Origin of the sequence: Pelomonas sp. V22, from assembly GCF_030014915.1 — a bacterium.
Classification (GTDB): Bacteria; Pseudomonadota; Gammaproteobacteria; order Burkholderiales; family Burkholderiaceae_C; genus JAUASW01.
On sequence record NZ_JAGIXS010000001.1, the window covers coordinates 1,034,884 to 1,052,136 of the forward strand.

Here is a 17,253-nt window from a genome sequence, read left to right on the forward strand (position 1 = left end):
TTACTTGCGCGGCGCAGCGGGTGCGGCCGGTGCAGCACCATTGGCGCCGCTGCCACGCATGGCCTTGAAGAAGTCGCTGCTCGGATCGACGACCATCACATCGGACTTGTTCTTGAAGCTGGCGCGGTAGGCCTGCAGGCTGCGATAGAACTGGGCGAAGTTCGGGTCGCGGCCAAAAGACTCGGCGTAGATGGCCGAGGCCTTGGCGTCGCCCTCACCCATCAGCTTCTGCGCGTCGCGGTAGGCCTCGGCGACGATCACTTCGCGCTGCTTGTCGGCGTCCGCCTTGATCTTGTCGCCATCGGCCAAACCGGTCGAGCGCTGCTCGTTGGCCACGCGTTGGCGCTCCGACTTCATGCGGCTGTAGACCGAATCGGTGATGCTGCCGGAGAAGTCCACACGCTTGACACGCACGTCGACGATCTCGATACCGAATTGCTTGGCCTCGTCCTGCAGGCGCTGGCGCACGTCGGTCATGACCTTCTCGCGCTCGGTGGCCAGCATGGCGCGCACGGTCCGCTTGGTCACTTCCTCGTTCAGCGCGGCCTGCACGATGGGGCTCAGGCGGTTCTCGACGTTGCGGATATCGGTGCCGTTGTTTCGGATGAACTGGCGCGGCTCGGAGATGCGCCACTTGACCAGCCAGTCGATCACCAGGCTCTTCTTTTCGGCGGTGAAGATGGGGCGCGACTCGGGGCTGTCCAGCGTCTGCATGCGGCGGTCCAGGAACACCACGTTCTGGAACGGCGGCGGCGCCTTGACCTTCAGGCCAGGCTCGCTGATGACTTCCTTGATCTCGCCCAGCGCATAGACGACGGCGAACTGGCGCTGGTCGACAACAAACAGGGTGGAGCTGGCCAGCATGAAGGCGGCCAGGGCGAAGGCAACGAGGGTGACGATGCGGTTCATGATTTCAGCTTCCTCGCTCAGCGGCCATCGCGGTCGCGGCTGCGCAGACCATCACGCGAACGAACATCGGAATTGCCCAGCGCAGGCGCCGCCTCGGTGCTGACGACCGGCGTGGGCGGGCTGGCTGTCACCGTGCCACTGCCTTGCTGCAGCAGCTTGTCCAGCGGCAGGTAGAGCAGGTTCGAATTGTTGCGGCTGTCCACCATCACCTTGCTGACGTTGGAGTAGACCTGCTTCATCGTGTCGATGTAGAGCCGGTCGCGGGTCACGGCCGGCGCCTTCTGGTACTCGGCCAGCACGCTCTTGAAGCGCTGGGCATCACCCTCGGCCTCGGCGACCACGCGGGCCTTGTAGCCCTCGGCCTGCTCACGCAGCTTGGCCGCCTCGCCCTGGGCACGCGGAATCACGTCATTGGCATAGGCCTGGCCTTCGTTCTTCGCGCGCTCGCGGTCGGCCGTCGCCTTGAAGGCATCATCGAAAGCGGCCTGCACCTGCTCGGGCGCCTGCACCTGCTGCACGTTGACGTTCTTGACGATGATGCCGGCCTTCAGGCGGTCCAGCTGGGCCTGCACCGACTTGATCAACTCGGCGGCAATGGCGTCGCGCTGCTCGTACAGCACCGAGTCCATATTGCTCTTGCCGACGATCTCGCGCACCGCCGACTCGGCAGCCTGCATGACGGCGGCCTCGGGGTTGGCGTTCTCGAACAGGAAGTCGCGCGCGTCCTTCAAGAGGTACTGCACGGTAAAGCGGATGTCGACGATGTTCTCGTCCTGCGTCAGCATGGACGAGTCGCGCAGGCCGGTGGCTGGCACCAGGTTGCTGCGGCCCACCTCGACCGAACGCAGTTGCGTCACGGCCACGGTCTCATGGGCCTGGATCGGATAAGGCAGGCGCCATTGCCAGCCGGCACCGACCGACTTGCTGTACTTGCCGAAGGTCGTGACCACAGCCTGCTGGCCTTCCTGCACGATGAAAAGGCCGCTGCCCAGCCAGGCGAGGGCCACCACGCCGGCGATCAGGCCGGCACCGATGCCGGCGCTCTTCATGTCGGGCTGGAAATTGTTGTTGCCGCCATTGCCGCCGTCGCTGCCGGAGCCGCGCTTGCCGCCGCCACCGAACATGCCGGAGAGCTTGCGGTTGAAGTCGCGCCAGAGTTCGTCCAGATCAGGCGGGCCGTCGTTGCGGCCGTTGTTCAGCAGGCGGCCGGCCTGCGAGCGCAGGGCCTGGCCTGCGCGTGCCATCAATCCGCTCTGGGCCGGGCGGTTCGCATTCGGCTCAATGGTGTTCATGCTCTTGCCTGTTGTTCGGTGAAAGGCGCCGTGGCGGCCGCTGCATCCTCGTCTTGTACATCTAGATGCTCGGCCCCATCAGCTGGGGTCAGGTCTTGCAAATTCAAGCCGACATTCTGCCCGCGCATCGCCTCGACGATCTGGGCGCGCAGCACATCGAGGCCGCTGCCGTCCAGGGCGCTCACGAAGACACGTGGCGTGCGCACGCCGCCGTCGCGCTCTACCCAGTCCTGCGGGCTGCGCGGGCGCTGACTCTCTTCCAGCATGTCCTGCTTGTTGTAGACCAGGATCTGCGGAATGTCGGCCGCGCCGATCTCGGCCAGCACGCGCTCGACCTCCTCGCGTTGCTCATCCAGCACCGGGCTGGCGGCGTCGATCACATGCAGAAGCAGGTCGGCATCAGCCGCCTCTTGCAGCGTGGCGCGGAAGGCCTCCACGAGCTTGTGCGGCAGGTCGCGGATGAAGCCCACGGTGTCGGACAGCGAAACGCTGGTGCCGGCCTGCTCCAGGTAGAGCGAGCGCGTGGTGGTGTCCAGCGTGGCAAACAGCTGGTCGGCCGCATAGGTGCGGGCCTTCACGAGGGCATTGAACAGCGTGCTCTTGCCGGCATTGGTGTAGCCGACCAGCGAGACGCGGAAGACGCCATTGCGCTGGCGGGCACGCTGCTGGGTGCTGCGCTGGCGCTGCACCTTCTTGAGCCGCTCCTTGGTGGCCTTGATGCGGTCATCGATCATGCGGCGGTCCAGCTCGATCTGGGCCTCGCCGGGGCCGCCGCGCATGCCGATGCCGCCGCTCTGGCGCTCCAGGTGGCTCCAGCGCCGCACCAGGCGCGTGGCCAGGTATTGCAGCCGCGCCAGCTCGACCTGCAGCTTGCCTTCAAAGCTCTGCGCGCGGGCAGCAAAGATCTCGAGGATCAAGGCCGTGCGGTCAGCCACCGGCACACCGAGCAGGCGCTCCAGGTTGCGCTGCTGGGCCGGTGAAATGGCCTGGTCGAACAGCACGGTGTGGGCCTCGTGGGCCTGCACCAGCAGCTTGATCTCGTCGGCCTTGCCCGAGCCGACGAAGAGCGCCGCGTCGGGCGCTTTGCGGCGGGCGATGACGCGGGCCACCGGCGTGTCGCCGGCCGATTCGGCCAGCAGGGCCAGCTCATCCAGCGTGGGATCGAAAGCAGCGCCGCGACCGAAATCGACGCCCACGAGAATGGCGCGCGCCGCCTCGGGGGGCGGCGTCGCGGCAGAGTTTGTAGAAGAACTCAAGGTGTTGCTTGTTGGGCTGGCTTCAGCCCGCAGACCGGGTCAGGCCGGTCAGGCGGGCGTCTCGCCCTGGCCGTCGTTGGCGTGGAAATTGACCGCACGGCCAGGCACGACGGTGGAAATCGCGTGCTTGTAGACCATTTGGGTCACGGTATTGCGCAGCAGAACCACGTATTGATCGAAGGATTCGATGTGGCCTTGCAACTTGATGCCGTTGACCAGGTAGATCGAAACGGGCACATGCTCTTTGCGCAGCAGGTTCAGGAACGGGTCTTGCAAGAGTTGGCCTTTGTTGCTCACGATATGCTCCGTGATGTGGGGAGTGGGAAGAGCGCCCACCTTAACACAGGGTGCTGAATGGGCGCTGAAAGTCTCGGTAAGAACCCTAGGCGCTCTTCTCGTCGAAGGGGTTCTTGGAGGAGCGCAGCTCGATCTTCATCGGCGTGCCGACCAGCTTGTAGTGGTCACGGATGCGGCCTTCCAGGTAGCGCTTGTAGACATCGGTGATGCCTTCCAGCGAGTTGCCGTGGATGACCACGATGGGCGGGTTCATGCCGCCCTGGTGCGCATAGCGCAGCTTGGGGCGGAAGGCGCCGATGCGCTTGGGGGTCTGGTGCTGCACGGCTTCCTGCACCAGGCGGGTCAGCACCGGCGTGGTCATCTTCTTGAAGGCCGAGCTGTAGGCCGAGGCCAGCGCATCCCACAAGGGACCGAGGCCCTGGCGCTTCAGCGCCGAGATGTTGAGGATGGGTGCGAACTTCAGGAAGGCCAAGCGCTGCTCGATGGAGCGCTGCAGCTGCTCGCGCTGGTACTTGTCGACCGCATCCCACTTGTTCACGGCGATCACCACGGCGCGGCCGCTGTCCAGCACATAGCCGGCGATGTGGGCATCCTGCTCGGACACGCCCTGCGTTGCATCGACCAGCAGCAGCACCACGTTGGCATCGGCAATCGCCTGCAGCGTCTTCACCACCGAGAACTTCTCGATGGCCTCGAAGACCTTGCCCTTGCGGCGCAGGCCGGCGGTGTCGATCAGCTTGAACTTCTGGCCATGGCGCTCGAAGTCGACCGCGATGGCGTCGCGCGTCGTGCCCGGCATGTCAAAGGCCACCAGGCGCTCTTCACCGAGCCAGGTGTTGATCAGGGTGCTCTTGCCCACATTCGGGCGGCCGGCCACGGCCAGACGAATCACGCCGTCTTCCTGGGGGCCGGCGCCGAACTCGTCCTCGGCCTTCTCGAACGGCTCCAGCGCCGCCTCCAGCAGGCTGCGGATGCCCTGGCCATGGGCCGAGGAGATCGGGTGCGGCTCACCCAGGCCCAGTTCATGGAACTCGCCCAGCAGCGGCGAGTCGCTCATGCCCTCGGCCTTGTTCACCGCCAGCAGGATGCGCTTGTTGGCCGTGCGCAGGTAGCGCGCGATGTCCTGGTCCTGGCCCGACAGGCCGAGCCGGATATCGACCACGAAGATCACCACGTCCGCCTCGGCCACGGCCTGGCGGGTCTGCTTGGCCATTTCCTTGACGATGCCGGTGGTGCTGTCGGGCTCGAAGCCGCCGGTATCGATGCAGATGAACTCGCGGTCGCCCAGGCGGCCGTCACCGTAGTGGCGGTCGCGGGTCAGGCCGGCGAAGTCTGCGACGATGGCGTCGCGGCTCTTGGTCAGTCGGTTGAACAGCGTGGACTTGCCCACATTGGGGCGGCCCACCAGGGCGATTACGGGCTTCATGGCGCGTACTTCCTTCTTGTTGTTGTTTTCGATTCAGCGCGCCGGCAGCACCGCTCAGTTCAGCTTGAGGCCGAACACACCGCCCTTGGCGGTCACGACGACGATCAGGCCGCCCACCGCTTGAGGTGCAGCGACGATGGCCGAGCCGTCAGTCTCCAGGCGCAACTGCGTCTTGCCGGTTTCACGCGAGAGGAAATGCACATAGCCTTCGCCGTCGCCGAACACGGCCACCTTGGCGGTCAGCAGCGGCGCACTCAGCTTGCGGTTCTGCAGCTGGTCAGCCGTCCAGGCCACGTCGCCATTGGCGACCTTCCAGGCCGTGATGCGGTCCGAGGCGTCGGCACCGACTAGCAGATCGCCGTCGGCCGACACGCCGACCTGGCCCGAGTTGTTCCTGCTCCAGATCGCCGTGCCGCGCTCGCCATTGACGCAGCCTACCGACACCTGGAAAGCACGGGCGCACAGCATCTCGCCGCTGCGACCCAGCGGGCCAACCAGGTCAGCGAGGCGCTCAACTTCGTTGGTGCCGCGCGGGCTGGCCACGCTGGCTTCCCAGCGCAGTTGGCCGTTCAGCGGGTCGACGCCGGCCAGGCGCGGGCCCTGTCCCACCACCAGCGTGTCCTTGTAGGCATTGATCACGCCGGCCTGGTTCAGCGTCAGCGGCTCGCCCGGGCGGCGCAGCTCCCAGAGCTTGCGGCCATCGAGCACGTCATAGGCCAGCACCTGGCGGTCCACTGTCAGCACGAAAACTCGCTCGCCGGCCACCAGGGGCGCGGTCTTGACCGGCGTGTTCAGCGTCTTGGTCCAAACCTTCTTGCCGGCATCGAGCACGACCAGCTCGTTGTCCACCGACACCAGCGCCGCAAAGCGGCCGTCGCTGCCCACGGCGCCCGAAGGCTTGACCTTGGTCTCGCCGCGCCATTGCGACTGGCCATTGGCCACATTGAGGGCCTGCACCAGGCCGTCACTGTCGGCAACGACGATGCGCTCGCCGGCCACCGCCACATTGAGCGGGAACTTGATGCTGTCGACGCGGCTGTTCCAGGCGGTCTTACCGCTCAGCGTCGCGGTGAAGGTCTCCAGCGGATTCTTCTTGGCCGGCATCACCCAGTCGTAGACAGCGCAGCCGGACAGCAGGGCCATGAGACCGGCGGCAAGGCCTGCCATCACCAGGCCGCGCGAAGCTTGACGGCGAACGCTCATCATTGCTTCACCTCTGCTTTGGGCTTGACCTCGGCAGGAGGAGTGCCGAGCGCAGACATCTTGGCGTCCACCAGCTTGATGTACTCCAGCTGCTTGTCCAGCCCGGCATAGGCCTTGGCGTACTCGGCCTTGGCCACCTCAGGCTTGTTTTGCAGCACGGCAATGTCGCCGCGACGGTCGGCCACCAGGGCTGCATAGTCAGGGGCAGTGATCCCATCCAGCGTCTTGGCTGCCGCGTCGTACTGCTTGGCATCAATCTGCAGGCCGGACAGGCGCAGCTTGGCCAGCTCTCGGTACTCGACGCCGTTCTCGGCCACCCAGGCCAGCGTGGCCTGGGCATTGTCGGTCTGACCCTTGTCGAACTGCATCTTGGCAGCCAGCAACGCGCCCAAGGCGGCATAGGTGGTGCGCGGATAGCGATCCTTCAGATCGGCAAAGGCACGGTTGGCCTTGTCGGCGTCGCCCGCCTTTTCGGCGGCTTCGAGCGCGTCGTACAGCGCGGTGGCCTTGACGGCCTGCTCACGCTGCCACCAGCCCCAGCCGGTCCAGCCGGCGAAAGCGAGCAGCACCAGCGTGAGCACCCAGGTAATCAGGTTGCCGTACTGCTTCCAGAAAGCTTTCAGCTGGTCCAGCTGTTCTTGTTCTTCAAGATCGAGATGCGACGCCATGGCAGGGAATGTTCTGAGAGAAAAGGTGAAGAGCCGCGATTATGCGCGGAGCAATTCGGCCGCCCATTCGGCAGCCGTGGCCAGGGGCCGGGTGTACTGGGCCGTGCCCTCATCGCGCAGCGGCTTGACGGCCACTTCGCCACGCGCCAGTTCGTCGGGTCCGAAGACCAGCGCAAAGGCCGCGCCGCTGGCATCGGCCTTCTTGAACTGCGACTTCATGCTCGACTGGCCCGGATGCAGGACCACGGCCACGCCAGCCGCGCGCAGTTGTTCCAGCGCCGCCATGACCTGGGGCAACTGCTCTGCCGTGGGCACGATGGCGTAGGCATCGGGCAACTGCGCCGGGATGTCGACACCGACCTCGCCCAGCAAGAGAAGCAAACGCTCCATGCCGAGGCCGAAGCCCACGCCCGGCGCAGGCTTGCCGCCCAGCTGCTCGATCAGCCCGTCGTAACGGCCACCGGCACAGACCGTGCCCTGGGCACCGAGGCGCTCGGTCACCCACTCGAACACGGTCAGGTTGTAGTAGTCCAGGCCGCGCACCAGGCGCGGGTTGATGCGGTAGGCCAGGCCGGCCGCGTCGAGGATGGTGCGAACGCCGTTGAAATGCGCCAGCGACTCGGCACCCAGGAAATCGAGCAGCTTGGGCGCCGCCTCGGCCATGGCCTGCATGGCCGGGTTCTTGGTGTCGAGCACGCGCAGCGGGTTCGTGTACATGCGGCGCTTGGCTTCCTCGTCCAGCACGTCCTGGTGCTGCTCGAGGTACTGGATCAGCGCCTCGCGGTGGGCGCGGCGCTCGTCGGCCTGGCCCAGGCAGTTCAGCTCCAGCACCACGTCGCGGCCCTCGACCAGCCCCAGCTCACGCCACAGCGTGCGGCCGAGCAGGATCACCTCGGCATCCACATCGGGACCGGCAAAGCCCAGCGCCTCGATGCCCATCTGGTGGAACTGGCGGTAGCGGCCTTTCTGCGGCCGCTCATGGCGGAACATCTGGCCGAAGTAGTACAGGCGCTTGCCGCCCTCGCGCAGGAAGCTGTGCTCGATCATGGCGCGCACCACGCCGGCCGTACCCTCAGGGCGCAGGGCCAGTTGATCCCCGTTCATGCGGTCTTCGAAGGCGTACATCTCCTTCTCGACCACGTCGGTGACCTCGCCGAGGCCGCGCACGAACAGGGCCGTGGGCTCGACGACGGGCGTGCGCACGTTCTGGTAGCCGTAGCGCTGCAGCACGCTGCGCATCTTGGCCTCCAGCCACTCCCAGCGCGCCGAGTCGGGCGGCAGGATGTCGTTCATGCCCTTCACAGCCTGCAGCGGCTGCACTTTCTTCGTTTCTGTCATGGGGTGTCCGCTTCAGGCCGCAACGGTGCCGAAGCGCTTCTCGATGTAGTTCTCGACCAGCGCATGGAACTCGCTGGCGATGTTCTCGCCGCGCAGGGTCAGCGCCTTCTGGCCGTCGATGAAAACCGGGGCGGCCGGCGCTTCGCCGGTGCCGGGCAGGCTGATGCCGATGTCGGCATGCTTGCTCTCGCCCGGGCCGTTCACGATGCAGCCCATCACGGCCACCTTCATGTTCTCGACGCCCGGGTACTTCTTGCGCCAGACCGGCATCTGCTCGCGCAGGAAATCGTCGATCTGCTTGGCCAGCTCCTGGAAGGTGGTGCTGGTGGTGCGACCGCAGCCGGGGCAGGCGGTGACGCTCGGGTTGAACGCACGCAGACCCAGAGATTGCAGGATCTCTGAAGCCACCACCACTTCCTGCGTGCGAGCCTCGCCGGGCTGGGGCGTGAGGGACACGCGGATGGTGTCGCCAATGCCTTCCTGCAGCAGCACGGCCAGGGCCGCGCTCGAAGCCACCGTGCCCTTGGTGCCCATGCCAGCTTCGGTCAGGCCCAGGTGCAAGGCGTAGTCGCAGCGCGCGCTCAGGGCGCGGTAGACCGAGATCAGGTCCTGCACGCCGCTGACCTTGCAGCTGATGATGATGTTGTCGGGGTTCATGCCCAGCTCGCGGGCATAGCTGGCCGAGGTGAGCGCCGACTGGATCAGCGCCTGGTACATGACCTGCTGGCCGTCCCAGGGCTCGGCCCGCTGGGCGTTCTCGTCCATCATGGACGCGAGCAGTTCCTGGTCCAGGCTGCCCCAGTTGACGCCGATGCGCACGACCTTGTCGTACTTCATCGCCGCCTCGATCATCATGGCGAACTGGCGGTCTTTCTTGTCGCCCTTGCCCACGTTGCCGGGGTTGATGCGGTACTTGGACAGCGCCTGGGCCATCGCCGGATGCTCGGTCAGCAGGCGGTGGCCGTTGTAATGGAAATCGCCGACCAGGGGCACGTCGATGCCCATGCGGTCCAGCTGTTCGCGGATGTGCGGCACGGCCTCGGCCGCCTCGGGCGTGTTGACCGTGATGCGTACCATCTCCGAGCCGGCAATCGCCAGCTCCTTGACCTGGATGGCCGTGCCGATGGCGTCCACCGTGTCGGTGTTGGTCATGGACTGCACGCGCACCGGCGCATCACCGCCCACCGTCACCAGGCGGCTGCCCCATTTCACTTGCGCCTGGCGCGTCAGGCGGCGGCCGGCGCGGGCGGCGGCAATGGCTTCTTCCAGGGGGCGCAGCGACGCGACGTTCTCACTCATCTCTCAACCCAAGCAATCTCAGTTCAGTTCCAGGCGCGCCACATTGTTGCTGGCCTGGGCCGCCAGATTCACGGCACTGCCGCGCAGGCTCACGCTGGTACCGGCCACATTGCCGATGCGCAGCTTCACCGGGGTCTGGACGGCCAACTCGGCCACCTCGTCACGGCGCAGCAGCTTGGACAGCAGGACCTGACCCTGGGCATCCGTCACCTCGACCCAGGAGTCTGCACTGGCCTTGATGACCAGCGGCGCCTGGCCGGCGGCTGCGACCTTCGCTTGCGGCACCGAGGCCTGAGCGACAGGCGCGGCCACCACGGCCTCCAGCTTGGGTTGCGGCGCGGGCTCGGACGCGGCAAGGTTCTGCTGCTGCGGCTGGGGAATGGCCGAAGCAGGCTCGGCCACCAGGCTGGGCGCCGACGCTGGTGCTTCAGGCTGGACGATCTGCTCACTCGCTGCGGCGGAGGGCTTCGTGAACTGATCCAGCCAGTTGGCCGGCAGCAGATAAACGGCAGCGGCAGCGGCCAGCAACAGCAAGGGCACCCACAGCACCGGGCGCTTGAGCAGGTCGAGGCTCAGCGCCTCGTCGCGGGTGGCACGTTCGCGGAACGGCTGGTTGAGCCCACGCGACACGCGCTCGAGCTCCGGGTCCTGCACGCGCGGCAGCAGGGCCAGCGCCGTGGCCGGATCGACCTTCAATGCCCGGCACATGGCCAGCGCCAGTGCGCGGATGAAGGTGGGATCGGGAAGGTCCTGGTAGCGGTCGTTCTCCAACGCATCCAGCTTGGCCTGCGGCACCTTCAGCGTGGCGGCCAACATGGCAATGTGCATGCCCTGGGCCTGGCGGACCTGGCGCAGCCATGCTCCCGCCGTGCGCGGCGTGGGCGCGGCGACCGGCGCCTCGCCAACGGTGGAATCCATGCGCTCCCCCTCAGTCATCGAAACGTCCATTGTCCAGTGCCGTTGTCTCGGGAGATTGCGGGAAGCGCTTGCGAAGTTCCTGGGCCAGCTCGCTGACCGCCGTGGAATTGCTCAGGCGCCGTTCGATGCGCAGCGCCAGCCACAGGCTCTGCGAATTGCTCTGCTCGGCATTGGCGTTGACGCGCTTGACGTAGAAGCGCGCACGCTCGGCCTGGCCGCTGCGCAGCAGCACCTCACCCAGGTTGATGGATGTGGCCGGATTGGCAGGGTCGAGCTCGAAGGCCTTCAAGAGGCTGCGCTCGGCCTCGGCCGGCTGCTGGGCGCGCGCCTCGCAGACACCCTTGACCAGCCAGGTGCGCGCCGGGCCGCGGTACTGCGGCTGGGCCAGCGCCTGCTCGAACTGGGCCGTGGCCTCGTTCCAGCGCTTGAGCTGGCACAGGAACCAGCCGTAGTTGTGCAGCGTGTCGGGGTCGCGCGGCGCCAGTTGCAGCGAGCGCTTGAAGCTGTCGTCAGCCAGGCTGGTCTCGCCGAGGGCGGCGTAGATCAGGGCGCGCAGCGTCAGGGCCTCGGTCATGTCGGGCTTGATCGCCAGCACCTGCTTGACCTCGTTCAGCGCCGTGCCGTACTGGCCGCCGGCGAAATAGCCCGAGGCCAGGTCCATGCGCACATTGGCGCGGCGGTCAATGTCGGTGCGGTCGAAGTCCGTGCGCGGCACATTGCCCGTGCCACCACTGGGCGCCGCAGCGCCGCCGCCTTGCTGCGTACCCGCGCAGCCCACCACCAGACCAGCCAGCGCGATAGCGCCGGCGGCACGAATCAGCTTGTCGAGGTGCTTGTTCATAGGCGCGGATGGTAGGCGCAATCAGCCGCCGGCCGAACCCGGTTTACCCGATTTCACAGAATGGGGTTGCACCGGGGCGCGCACCATGCGCACATGGACCTTGGTGCGGTCCTGCACTTCGCCGGCCAGCTGGCCGCAAGCGGCGTCGATGTCGTCGCCGCGGGTCTTGCGCACCGTGGTGACGATGCCGGCCTGGATCAGCACCTCGGCAAAGGCCTTGACCCGCTCGTTCGAGCTGCGCTTGAGGCCCGAGGCCGGGAAGGGATTGAACGGGATCAGGTTGAGCTTGCAGGGCACCTTGCCCTTGACCAGCGCTACCAGCTCGCGCGCAGCCTCGGGCGTGTCGTTCACGCCGTCCAGCATGCAGTACTCGAAGGTGATGAAGTCGCGCGGCGCCTTGTCCAGGTAGCTGTTGCAAGCCGCCAGCAGCTCGGCAATCGGGTATTTTTTGTTCAGCGGCACCAGCTGATCGCGCAGCGGGTTGTTCGGCGCATGCAGGCTCACGGCCAAAGCCACCGGGCAGTCTTCGCGCAGGCGCTCGATCATGGGCACGACGCCCGAGGTCGAGACCGTCACGCGGCGCCGCGAGAGGCCGTAGCCATGGTCGTCCAGCATGGTGCGCAGTGCCGGGATCAGGGCGCTGTAGTTCTGCAGCGGCTCGCCCATGCCCATCATCACCACGTTGCTGATGACGCGTTCCTCGGTGCCGAGGCGCTTGCGCAGGCTGTGCTCGGCAAACCAGAGCTGGGCGGTGATCTCGGCCGTCTCGAGGTTGCGGCTGAAGCCTTGGTGGCCGGTGGAACAGAAGCGGCAGCCCACGGCGCAACCGGCCTGGCTGGACACGCACAGCGTGCCTCGGTCGTCTTCGGGAATGAAGACGGCCTCGACGGCATTGCCACCACCGACGTCGAACAGCCATTTGACCGTGCCGTCGGAGGAGAGATGTTCTGAAATGACCGGCAGCGCAGCGATATGCGCCCGGGAGGCCAGCTTGTCGCGCAGCGACTTGGCCAGGTCGCTCATCTGAGCAAAGTCAGAGGCGCCCTTTTGATGGATCCAGCGGAAGAGCTGGGTGGCGCGGAAGCGCTTCTCACCCAGCTGCTCGCAGTACGCGGCCAGCCCGTCGAGATCAAAACCGAGCAGATTGACCGAGTCCATCGTCGTTCCTTGCAGACCCCCGCATCGGCTGCGGGGGTGGGTCCATCAACGCGAGTAGACGTTCATGCCGGGGAAGAAGAAGGCAATTTCTTGCGCTGCCGTTTCAGCGGCGTCAGAGCCGTGGACGGCGTTGGCGTCGATGCTGTCAGCGAAGTCGGCGCGGATCGTGCCCTTCTCGGCCTTCTTCGGGTCGGTGGCTCCCATCAGGTCGCGGTTCTTCAGGATGGCGCCTTCGCCTTCCAGGGCCTGGATCATCACCGGGCCGGAGACCATGAAGGAGACCAGGTCCTTGAAGAACGGGCGGGCCTTGTGCACGGCGTAGAAAGCTTCGGCTTCGCCTTGCGACAGATGCACCATCTTGGCGGCCACGACCTTCAGGCCGGCGGCTTCAAAACGGGCGTAGATCTGGCCGATGACGTTCTTGGCCACGGCATCGGGCTTGATGATGGAAAGGGTGCGTTCGATCGCCATGGTTTTCTCCTGGAATTTGAGGATGGGGCAAAGCGTCGGATTGTAGCCTCTCAGGGTGAGTCTCTGTTGACAAAGACTCCCCATCGACTAACGGATCCCGGGCTTTTAGCGCTTGCGACCGCCGAAATTGCCGCCGCCAGAACGGCCACCGCCGCCGCCACTTCGGCCACCGCCACCACCGCCGCTGCGACCACCACCACCGCCGCCACCCCGGCCGCCACGGCGCAGGAAGGCGTCGCCGCCGATGTAGCCAACCGAGGTCTGCATGGGATCGGGTTCGCGCGGGCCATCGCCCTTGCCACGACCGCGGCCGCCTTGCGGCTGATCCGGGGCGCTGCCGCCGGCACCAAAGCCCTGCGGAATGCGCTTGCTGCCGGTAGCGAAGCGACGATCGAAGGTCTGCTCCAGCGGGTTGATGTTGCGCGGCACGAAGTCGTCGTCATCGTCGTCATGCGAACGCGACCGCGGCTCCTCGTAGCGCGGCTCCTGCTGCGGACGCTGCGCGGGCTCGGGGCGGCTCGGGCGTGGGCCCACGCCGGCCTGACGACCATCGGCGCGGCGCTTGCTGTTGCCGCGCTTGTCATCGGGCCCGCGCTGCTGCTTGCCGCCCTGTTGCTCACCGCGCTCGCCGCGCTCACCACGCTCATGGCGCACATGGCCGGCCAGGCGGCGGATGATGCGCACGTCGTCGTCACCGAGCTCGACCCAGACGCCGCGCTTCAGGCCGCGCGGCAGCACCACGGTGCCATAGCGGATGCGCATCAGGCGGCTGACAGCCAGGCCCACTTTGTCGAAGAGCTTGCGCACTTCGCGGTTGCGGCCTTCGGTGATGACCACGCGGTACCAGTGGTTGACGCCTTCGCCACCACCGTCTTCGATGCTCTTGAACTGGGCCTTCTGGCCCTCGATGTCCACACCCTCCAGCAGGCGCGCCGTCTGATCCGGCGTCAGCGTGCCCAGCACGCGCACGGCGTACTCGCGCTCCACGCCGAAGCGCGGATGCATCAGCTGATTGGCCAGTTCGCCGCTGTTGGTGAACAGCAGCAGGCCTTCGGTGTTCAGGTCCAGGCGACCAACCGACTGCCACTTGCCGTTCTGCAGCTTGGGCAGGCGGCGGAACACGGTGGGACGGCCTTCCGGGTCGTTGAAGGTGACGACCTCGCCGACCGGCTTGTGATACGCCAGGATGCGCGGCGCCGGCGGCGTGATGCGCACGCGGATCTGCTTGCCGGCGACGCTGACGCGGTCGCCGAAGGAGATACGCTGGCCGATGTGGGCCACCTCGCCGTTCACCTCGATCTTGCCCTCGGCAATCATGTCCTCGATGTCGCGGCGCGAACCGACGCCGGCCTGGGCCAGCACCTTCTGCAGCTTGGGCGCGTCGGGGTCGGCGGCCAACACACGCTTGGTGTCGGCCACTTCTTCGCCTTCGGCCAGTTCGGGCGGCTCTTCGTCGCCGTCAAAGCCGCCGGCCAGGACTTCGGCGAACAGCTCACCGACAGCCGCCTTCACCTCGGGCTCGACCGGCACGGCCATCTCGACCGATTCGTACTTGTCGCCCTGACCCGCTGCCGGCGCAGGCTGGCCTTCGCCGCCCTCGCCCCGGCCCTTGCGGCCACGGCGGCGGTTGCGGCCACGGCCACCACGCTCGTCGCCGAACTCGCCGGAGGCCTCGGCGCCCTGACCTTCATCGGCGCCTGCTGAATCACCACCATCATCCGGCGGCGGTGCGGCCGGCGGCGTGGGCGCTTCGACCGGAGCCGGCGCCTCAGGAGCCTCGCCCGCAGCGGCGGCAGCCGTCTTGCGCGGCGCGCGGCGCTTGGGCGCAGGCGCCTCCTCGGTCACGGCGGCGACGGGCGCCTCGGCGGCTTCCGCAGCCTCGGCCGCCTTGGCCGCGGCCGTCTTGCGCGGTGCGCGCGGCTTGGCGGGCTTGGCCTGCTCGGCTTCAGCCGCCGGCGCTTCGGCAGCGGCCTCGGTCACCGGGGCGGCGGTCTTGGCCGGGCTGCGGCGTCGCTTGGGGGCGGCAGCCTCTTGGGGCGCGGCATCGCCAGCGGGCAGATCGGCAGGGTTGTTGGTGTCGTTGTTCATGCGTCAGCTTGCGCCGTGGTGGCGTCGTCAGACTCAGGGGCCGGCGGGGCCGGCGGTGGCAGGGCGTCGTCGCTGGGCGGCAGCGCCTCTGAAGAAGAAATGGGATCGGATTCGGGAGCGCCGGCTTCTGCGGCAGCCTCAGCTGTCAGCTCGGCCGAAACCTCGGCTGGCGCATCCGCAGCCGGTTCGGCCGCCGCCTCGTCCAGCAGCGAGGCCTGGACCTCCGGCGGCAGCTCCAGCCCGGCGAGCGGCTGGCCACCCGCTTCGAGGGCCGGCAATTGCTCAAGACTGGACAGCCCGAGGTCATCCAAGAATTGGCGGGTCGTGGCGTACAGCGCCGGGCGACCCGGGGCCTCGCGGTGGCCGATGGCGTCGATCCAGCCGCGGTCCTCGAGCTGTTTGATGATCTGGCTGGAAACCACGACGCCACGGATGTCCTCGATATCGCCGCGCGTCACCGGCTGGCGGTAGGCAATGATGGCCAGCGTCTCAAGCACCGCTCGCGAGTAGCGCTGCGGCTTCTCCGGGTGCAGGCGGTCGAGGTAATCGCGCAGCTCGGGGCGGCTCTGGAAGCGCCAGCCACTGGCCACCGGCACGAGCTCCACGCCGCGACCTTCCCAGTCGCGCACCAACTCGTCGAGCAGGCTGCGCAAGGTATCGGCGCCGAGTTCATCGGCGAACAGCGTTCGCAGCTCACGCAGGGTCAGGGGCTGCTGGGCGCAAATCAGCGCGGTCTCGAGGACGCGCTTTGCATCCTGTGTATTCATTGACTCTCGTCAGCGTTCCCGTGGTTTGACGACGGTGGGCCCGCCAGTCTTGCTGGCGGACGGTACTTCTACTCGGGCCCGTGGGGCTGCGCCTGCGCCGCGATTCTCACAGCGCGGAGGTGGCAACGTCGGGGCGGGTGCCGAGCGCTTGGGAGTGAACCCATCCAGGTTCAGCGGCAGCATGCTCGGCGGTTTCGATGCGGCGCGAGACCCGGCCCCCAAGGGCTGGTCGCGACAAGGGTCGCATCGTTCGGCTGCCATTGTAGCCTCCTCCAGGCGACGGCCTCTCAGAGCCTGGGCTCGGGCAAACCCAGGGCCTGCCACGCGGCCTGCAGATCGGCGGGCAGCGGCGCCTCGAAGACCAGAGCCGCGCCCGTGATCGGATGCGCCAGGCTGAGGCGCGCCGCATGCAGAGCCTGGCGCGCCAGGCCCAAGGCCAGGGCGCCGCCGTACAACACATCGGACACCAGCGGATGCCCCCGCGAGGCCAGGTGCACGCGGATCTGGTGCGTGCGGCCGCTGTGCAGCACGCAATGCACGGCGGTGATGACGCGCTCCTGCCAGGTCTCGGTACCGAGCGGTAACACATCGGTGCGCGAGGGCTTGCCGGTGGCGAGCACGGCCATCTTCACACGCGAGACCGGATCGCGGCGCAGCGGCGCATCGATCTCGAGCGGCGCCGCCATGCGGCCATGGACCAGGGCCAGGTACTCGCGATGCACCTCCCGCGCCGCGATCATGCGGGTCAGCGCCGTGACCGCCTCCAGCGTCTTGCCCACCACCATCAGGCCCGAGGTGTCCTTGTCCAGCCGGTGGACGATGCCGGCACGCGGCAGCGTGGCTGCCACCGCGTGATGGGCCAGCAAGCCGTTCATGATCGTGCCTGACCAGTTGCCGGCGGCTGGATGCACCACCACACCGGCCGGCTTGTTCAGCACCAGCAGGTGCTCGTCTTCGTAGACGGTGGGCAGATTCATCGGCTCGGCCCGGAAGGCCCGGCTCTCGGCCGTGGGCTGCAGCTCGACCTCCACCCGCTGGCCGGCCTGCAGCTTGCGCGAGGCGGTGGCCATGACCTGGCCGTTGACGCGAACGCAACCGCGCTCAATCAACGACTGCAGGTGATTGCGCGAGAACTCCGGAGCCATCTCGACCAGACAGCGGTCCAGCCGCTGACCGTGCCAGGCCGGCGGCGCCTCGGCGCGGCGGCATTCAACCTGGTCTTCGGCCTCGACTTCGTCGCTGCCCGCTGTGCTCTCCCAGTCGGGGCTGAGCTGATCCATATAATCGCCGTTCCTATTTCTCTGCACAGGGTCGGCGACGCC

At 67.2% G+C, this 17,253-nt stretch carries 16 protein-coding genes; all 16 read right to left on the minus strand.

Annotated elements, in window-relative coordinates:
• On the minus strand, nucleotides 1–909 hold the full coding sequence (hflC, locus tag J7U46_RS04685) for a protease modulator HflC (RefSeq protein ID WP_282823665.1): 909 nt from the start codon (nucleotides 907–909) through the stop codon (nucleotides 1–3).
• Between the two features lie 17 nt (nucleotides 910–926).
• A complete protein-coding gene (gene hflK, locus J7U46_RS04690; protein WP_282824978.1) occupies nucleotides 927–2,153 on the minus strand; it encodes an FtsH protease activity modulator HflK in 1,227 nt (408 codons plus the stop codon).
• A 44-nt stretch (nucleotides 2,154–2,197) separates the two neighbouring features.
• The gene (gene hflX / locus J7U46_RS04695) at nucleotides 2,198–3,457 is read right to left on the minus strand and encodes a GTPase HflX (RefSeq protein WP_282823666.1); all 1,260 of its coding nucleotides are present in this window, start codon (nucleotides 3,455–3,457) and stop codon (nucleotides 2,198–2,200) included.
• A gap of 48 nt (nucleotides 3,458–3,505) precedes the next feature.
• Entirely contained in the window at nucleotides 3,506–3,754 is a 249-nt protein-coding gene (gene hfq / locus J7U46_RS04700) for an RNA chaperone Hfq (protein ID WP_282823667.1), read from the minus strand.
• Between the two features lie 85 nt (nucleotides 3,755–3,839).
• Nucleotides 3,840–5,180 (minus strand): ribosome biogenesis GTPase Der, encoded by a 1,341-nt coding sequence (der, locus tag J7U46_RS04705; protein WP_282823668.1) that lies wholly within the window; start codon nucleotides 5,178–5,180, stop codon nucleotides 3,840–3,842.
• Nucleotides 5,181–5,234: 54 nt separating this feature from the next.
• Entirely contained in the window at nucleotides 5,235–6,386 is a 1,152-nt protein-coding gene (bamB, locus tag J7U46_RS04710) for an outer membrane protein assembly factor BamB (protein WP_282823669.1), read from the minus strand.
• Nucleotides 6,383–7,051: a tetratricopeptide repeat protein gene (locus J7U46_RS04715; protein WP_282823670.1), complete on the minus strand. Its 669-nt coding sequence runs from the start codon at nucleotides 7,049–7,051 to the stop codon at nucleotides 6,383–6,385. The genes bamB and J7U46_RS04715 overlap by 4 nt, the downstream gene beginning before the upstream one ends.
• Before the next feature lie 39 nt (nucleotides 7,052–7,090).
• A complete protein-coding gene (gene hisS, locus J7U46_RS04720) occupies nucleotides 7,091–8,389 on the minus strand; it encodes a histidine--tRNA ligase (protein ID WP_282823671.1) in 1,299 nt (432 codons plus the stop codon).
• Between the two features lie 12 nt (nucleotides 8,390–8,401).
• On the minus strand, nucleotides 8,402–9,688 hold the full coding sequence (ispG, locus tag J7U46_RS04725; protein ID WP_282823672.1) for a flavodoxin-dependent (E)-4-hydroxy-3-methylbut-2-enyl-diphosphate synthase: 1,287 nt from the start codon (nucleotides 9,686–9,688) through the stop codon (nucleotides 8,402–8,404).
• Nucleotides 9,689–9,706: 18 nt separating this feature from the next.
• A complete protein-coding gene (locus tag J7U46_RS04730) occupies nucleotides 9,707–10,606 on the minus strand; it encodes a helix-turn-helix domain-containing protein (protein WP_282823673.1) in 900 nt (299 codons plus the stop codon).
• Between the two features lie 10 nt (nucleotides 10,607–10,616).
• Entirely contained in the window at nucleotides 10,617–11,447 is an 831-nt protein-coding gene (gene pilW, locus J7U46_RS04735; RefSeq protein ID WP_282823674.1) for a type IV pilus biogenesis/stability protein PilW, read from the minus strand.
• 21 nt (nucleotides 11,448–11,468) lie between these two features.
• A complete protein-coding gene (gene rlmN, locus J7U46_RS04740; RefSeq protein WP_282823675.1) occupies nucleotides 11,469–12,605 on the minus strand; it encodes a 23S rRNA (adenine(2503)-C(2))-methyltransferase RlmN in 1,137 nt (378 codons plus the stop codon).
• A 45-nt stretch (nucleotides 12,606–12,650) separates the two neighbouring features.
• Complete coding sequence (gene ndk / locus J7U46_RS04745) at nucleotides 12,651–13,076, minus strand: nucleoside-diphosphate kinase (protein ID WP_282823676.1); 426 nt, start codon at nucleotides 13,074–13,076, stop codon at nucleotides 12,651–12,653.
• 105 nt (nucleotides 13,077–13,181) lie between these two features.
• Entirely contained in the window at nucleotides 13,182–15,164 is a 1,983-nt protein-coding gene (locus tag J7U46_RS04750; RefSeq protein ID WP_282823677.1) for a pseudouridine synthase, read from the minus strand.
• Nucleotides 15,161–15,931, minus strand: a complete 771-nt coding sequence (scpB, locus tag J7U46_RS04755) for an SMC-Scp complex subunit ScpB (protein ID WP_282823678.1) — start codon at nucleotides 15,929–15,931, stop codon at nucleotides 15,161–15,163. Before scpB ends, J7U46_RS04750 begins: the two co-directional genes overlap by 4 nt.
• A gap of 287 nt (nucleotides 15,932–16,218) precedes the next feature.
• Nucleotides 16,219–17,211, minus strand: coding sequence for an RluA family pseudouridine synthase (locus J7U46_RS04760; RefSeq protein WP_282823679.1), 993 nt, complete (start codon nucleotides 17,209–17,211; stop codon nucleotides 16,219–16,221).
• Between the last annotated feature and the right edge of the window lie 42 nt (nucleotides 17,212–17,253).

What these genes read in the sequence shown, in the direction of transcription:
- J7U46_RS04750 (WP_282823677.1), bottom strand. Translation starts at nt 15,164, where the DNA reads ATGAACAACGACACCAACAACCCTGCCGATCTGCCCGCTGGCGATGCC.
- hflK (WP_282824978.1), bottom strand. Translation starts at nt 2,153, where the DNA reads ATGGCACGCGCAGGCCAGGCCCTGCGCTCGCAGGCCGGCCGCCTGCTG.
- bamB (WP_282823669.1), bottom strand. Translation starts at nt 6,386, where the DNA reads ATGATGAGCGTTCGCCGTCAAGCTTCGCGCGGCCTGGTGATGGCAGGC.
- J7U46_RS04715 (WP_282823670.1), bottom strand. Translation starts at nt 7,051, where the DNA reads ATGGCGTCGCATCTCGATCTTGAAGAACAAGAACAGCTGGACCAGCTG.
- hisS (WP_282823671.1), bottom strand. Translation starts at nt 8,389, where the DNA reads ATGACAGAAACGAAGAAAGTGCAGCCGCTGCAGGCTGTGAAGGGCATG.
- rlmN (WP_282823675.1), bottom strand. Translation starts at nt 12,605, where the DNA reads ATGGACTCGGTCAATCTGCTCGGTTTTGATCTCGACGGGCTGGCCGCG.
- J7U46_RS04760 (WP_282823679.1), bottom strand. Translation starts at nt 17,211, where the DNA reads ATGGATCAGCTCAGCCCCGACTGGGAGAGCACAGCGGGCAGCGACGAA.
- hflC (WP_282823665.1), bottom strand. Translation starts at nt 909, where the DNA reads ATGAACCGCATCGTCACCCTCGTTGCCTTCGCCCTGGCCGCCTTCATG.
- J7U46_RS04730 (WP_282823673.1), bottom strand. Translation starts at nt 10,606, where the DNA reads ATGGATTCCACCGTTGGCGAGGCGCCGGTCGCCGCGCCCACGCCGCGC.
- ispG (WP_282823672.1), bottom strand. Translation starts at nt 9,688, where the DNA reads ATGAGTGAGAACGTCGCGTCGCTGCGCCCCCTGGAAGAAGCCATTGCC.
- der (WP_282823668.1), bottom strand. Translation starts at nt 5,180, where the DNA reads ATGAAGCCCGTAATCGCCCTGGTGGGCCGCCCCAATGTGGGCAAGTCC.
- pilW (WP_282823674.1), bottom strand. Translation starts at nt 11,447, where the DNA reads ATGAACAAGCACCTCGACAAGCTGATTCGTGCCGCCGGCGCTATCGCG.
- scpB (WP_282823678.1), bottom strand. Translation starts at nt 15,931, where the DNA reads ATGAATACACAGGATGCAAAGCGCGTCCTCGAGACCGCGCTGATTTGC.
- ndk (WP_282823676.1), bottom strand. Translation starts at nt 13,076, where the DNA reads ATGGCGATCGAACGCACCCTTTCCATCATCAAGCCCGATGCCGTGGCC.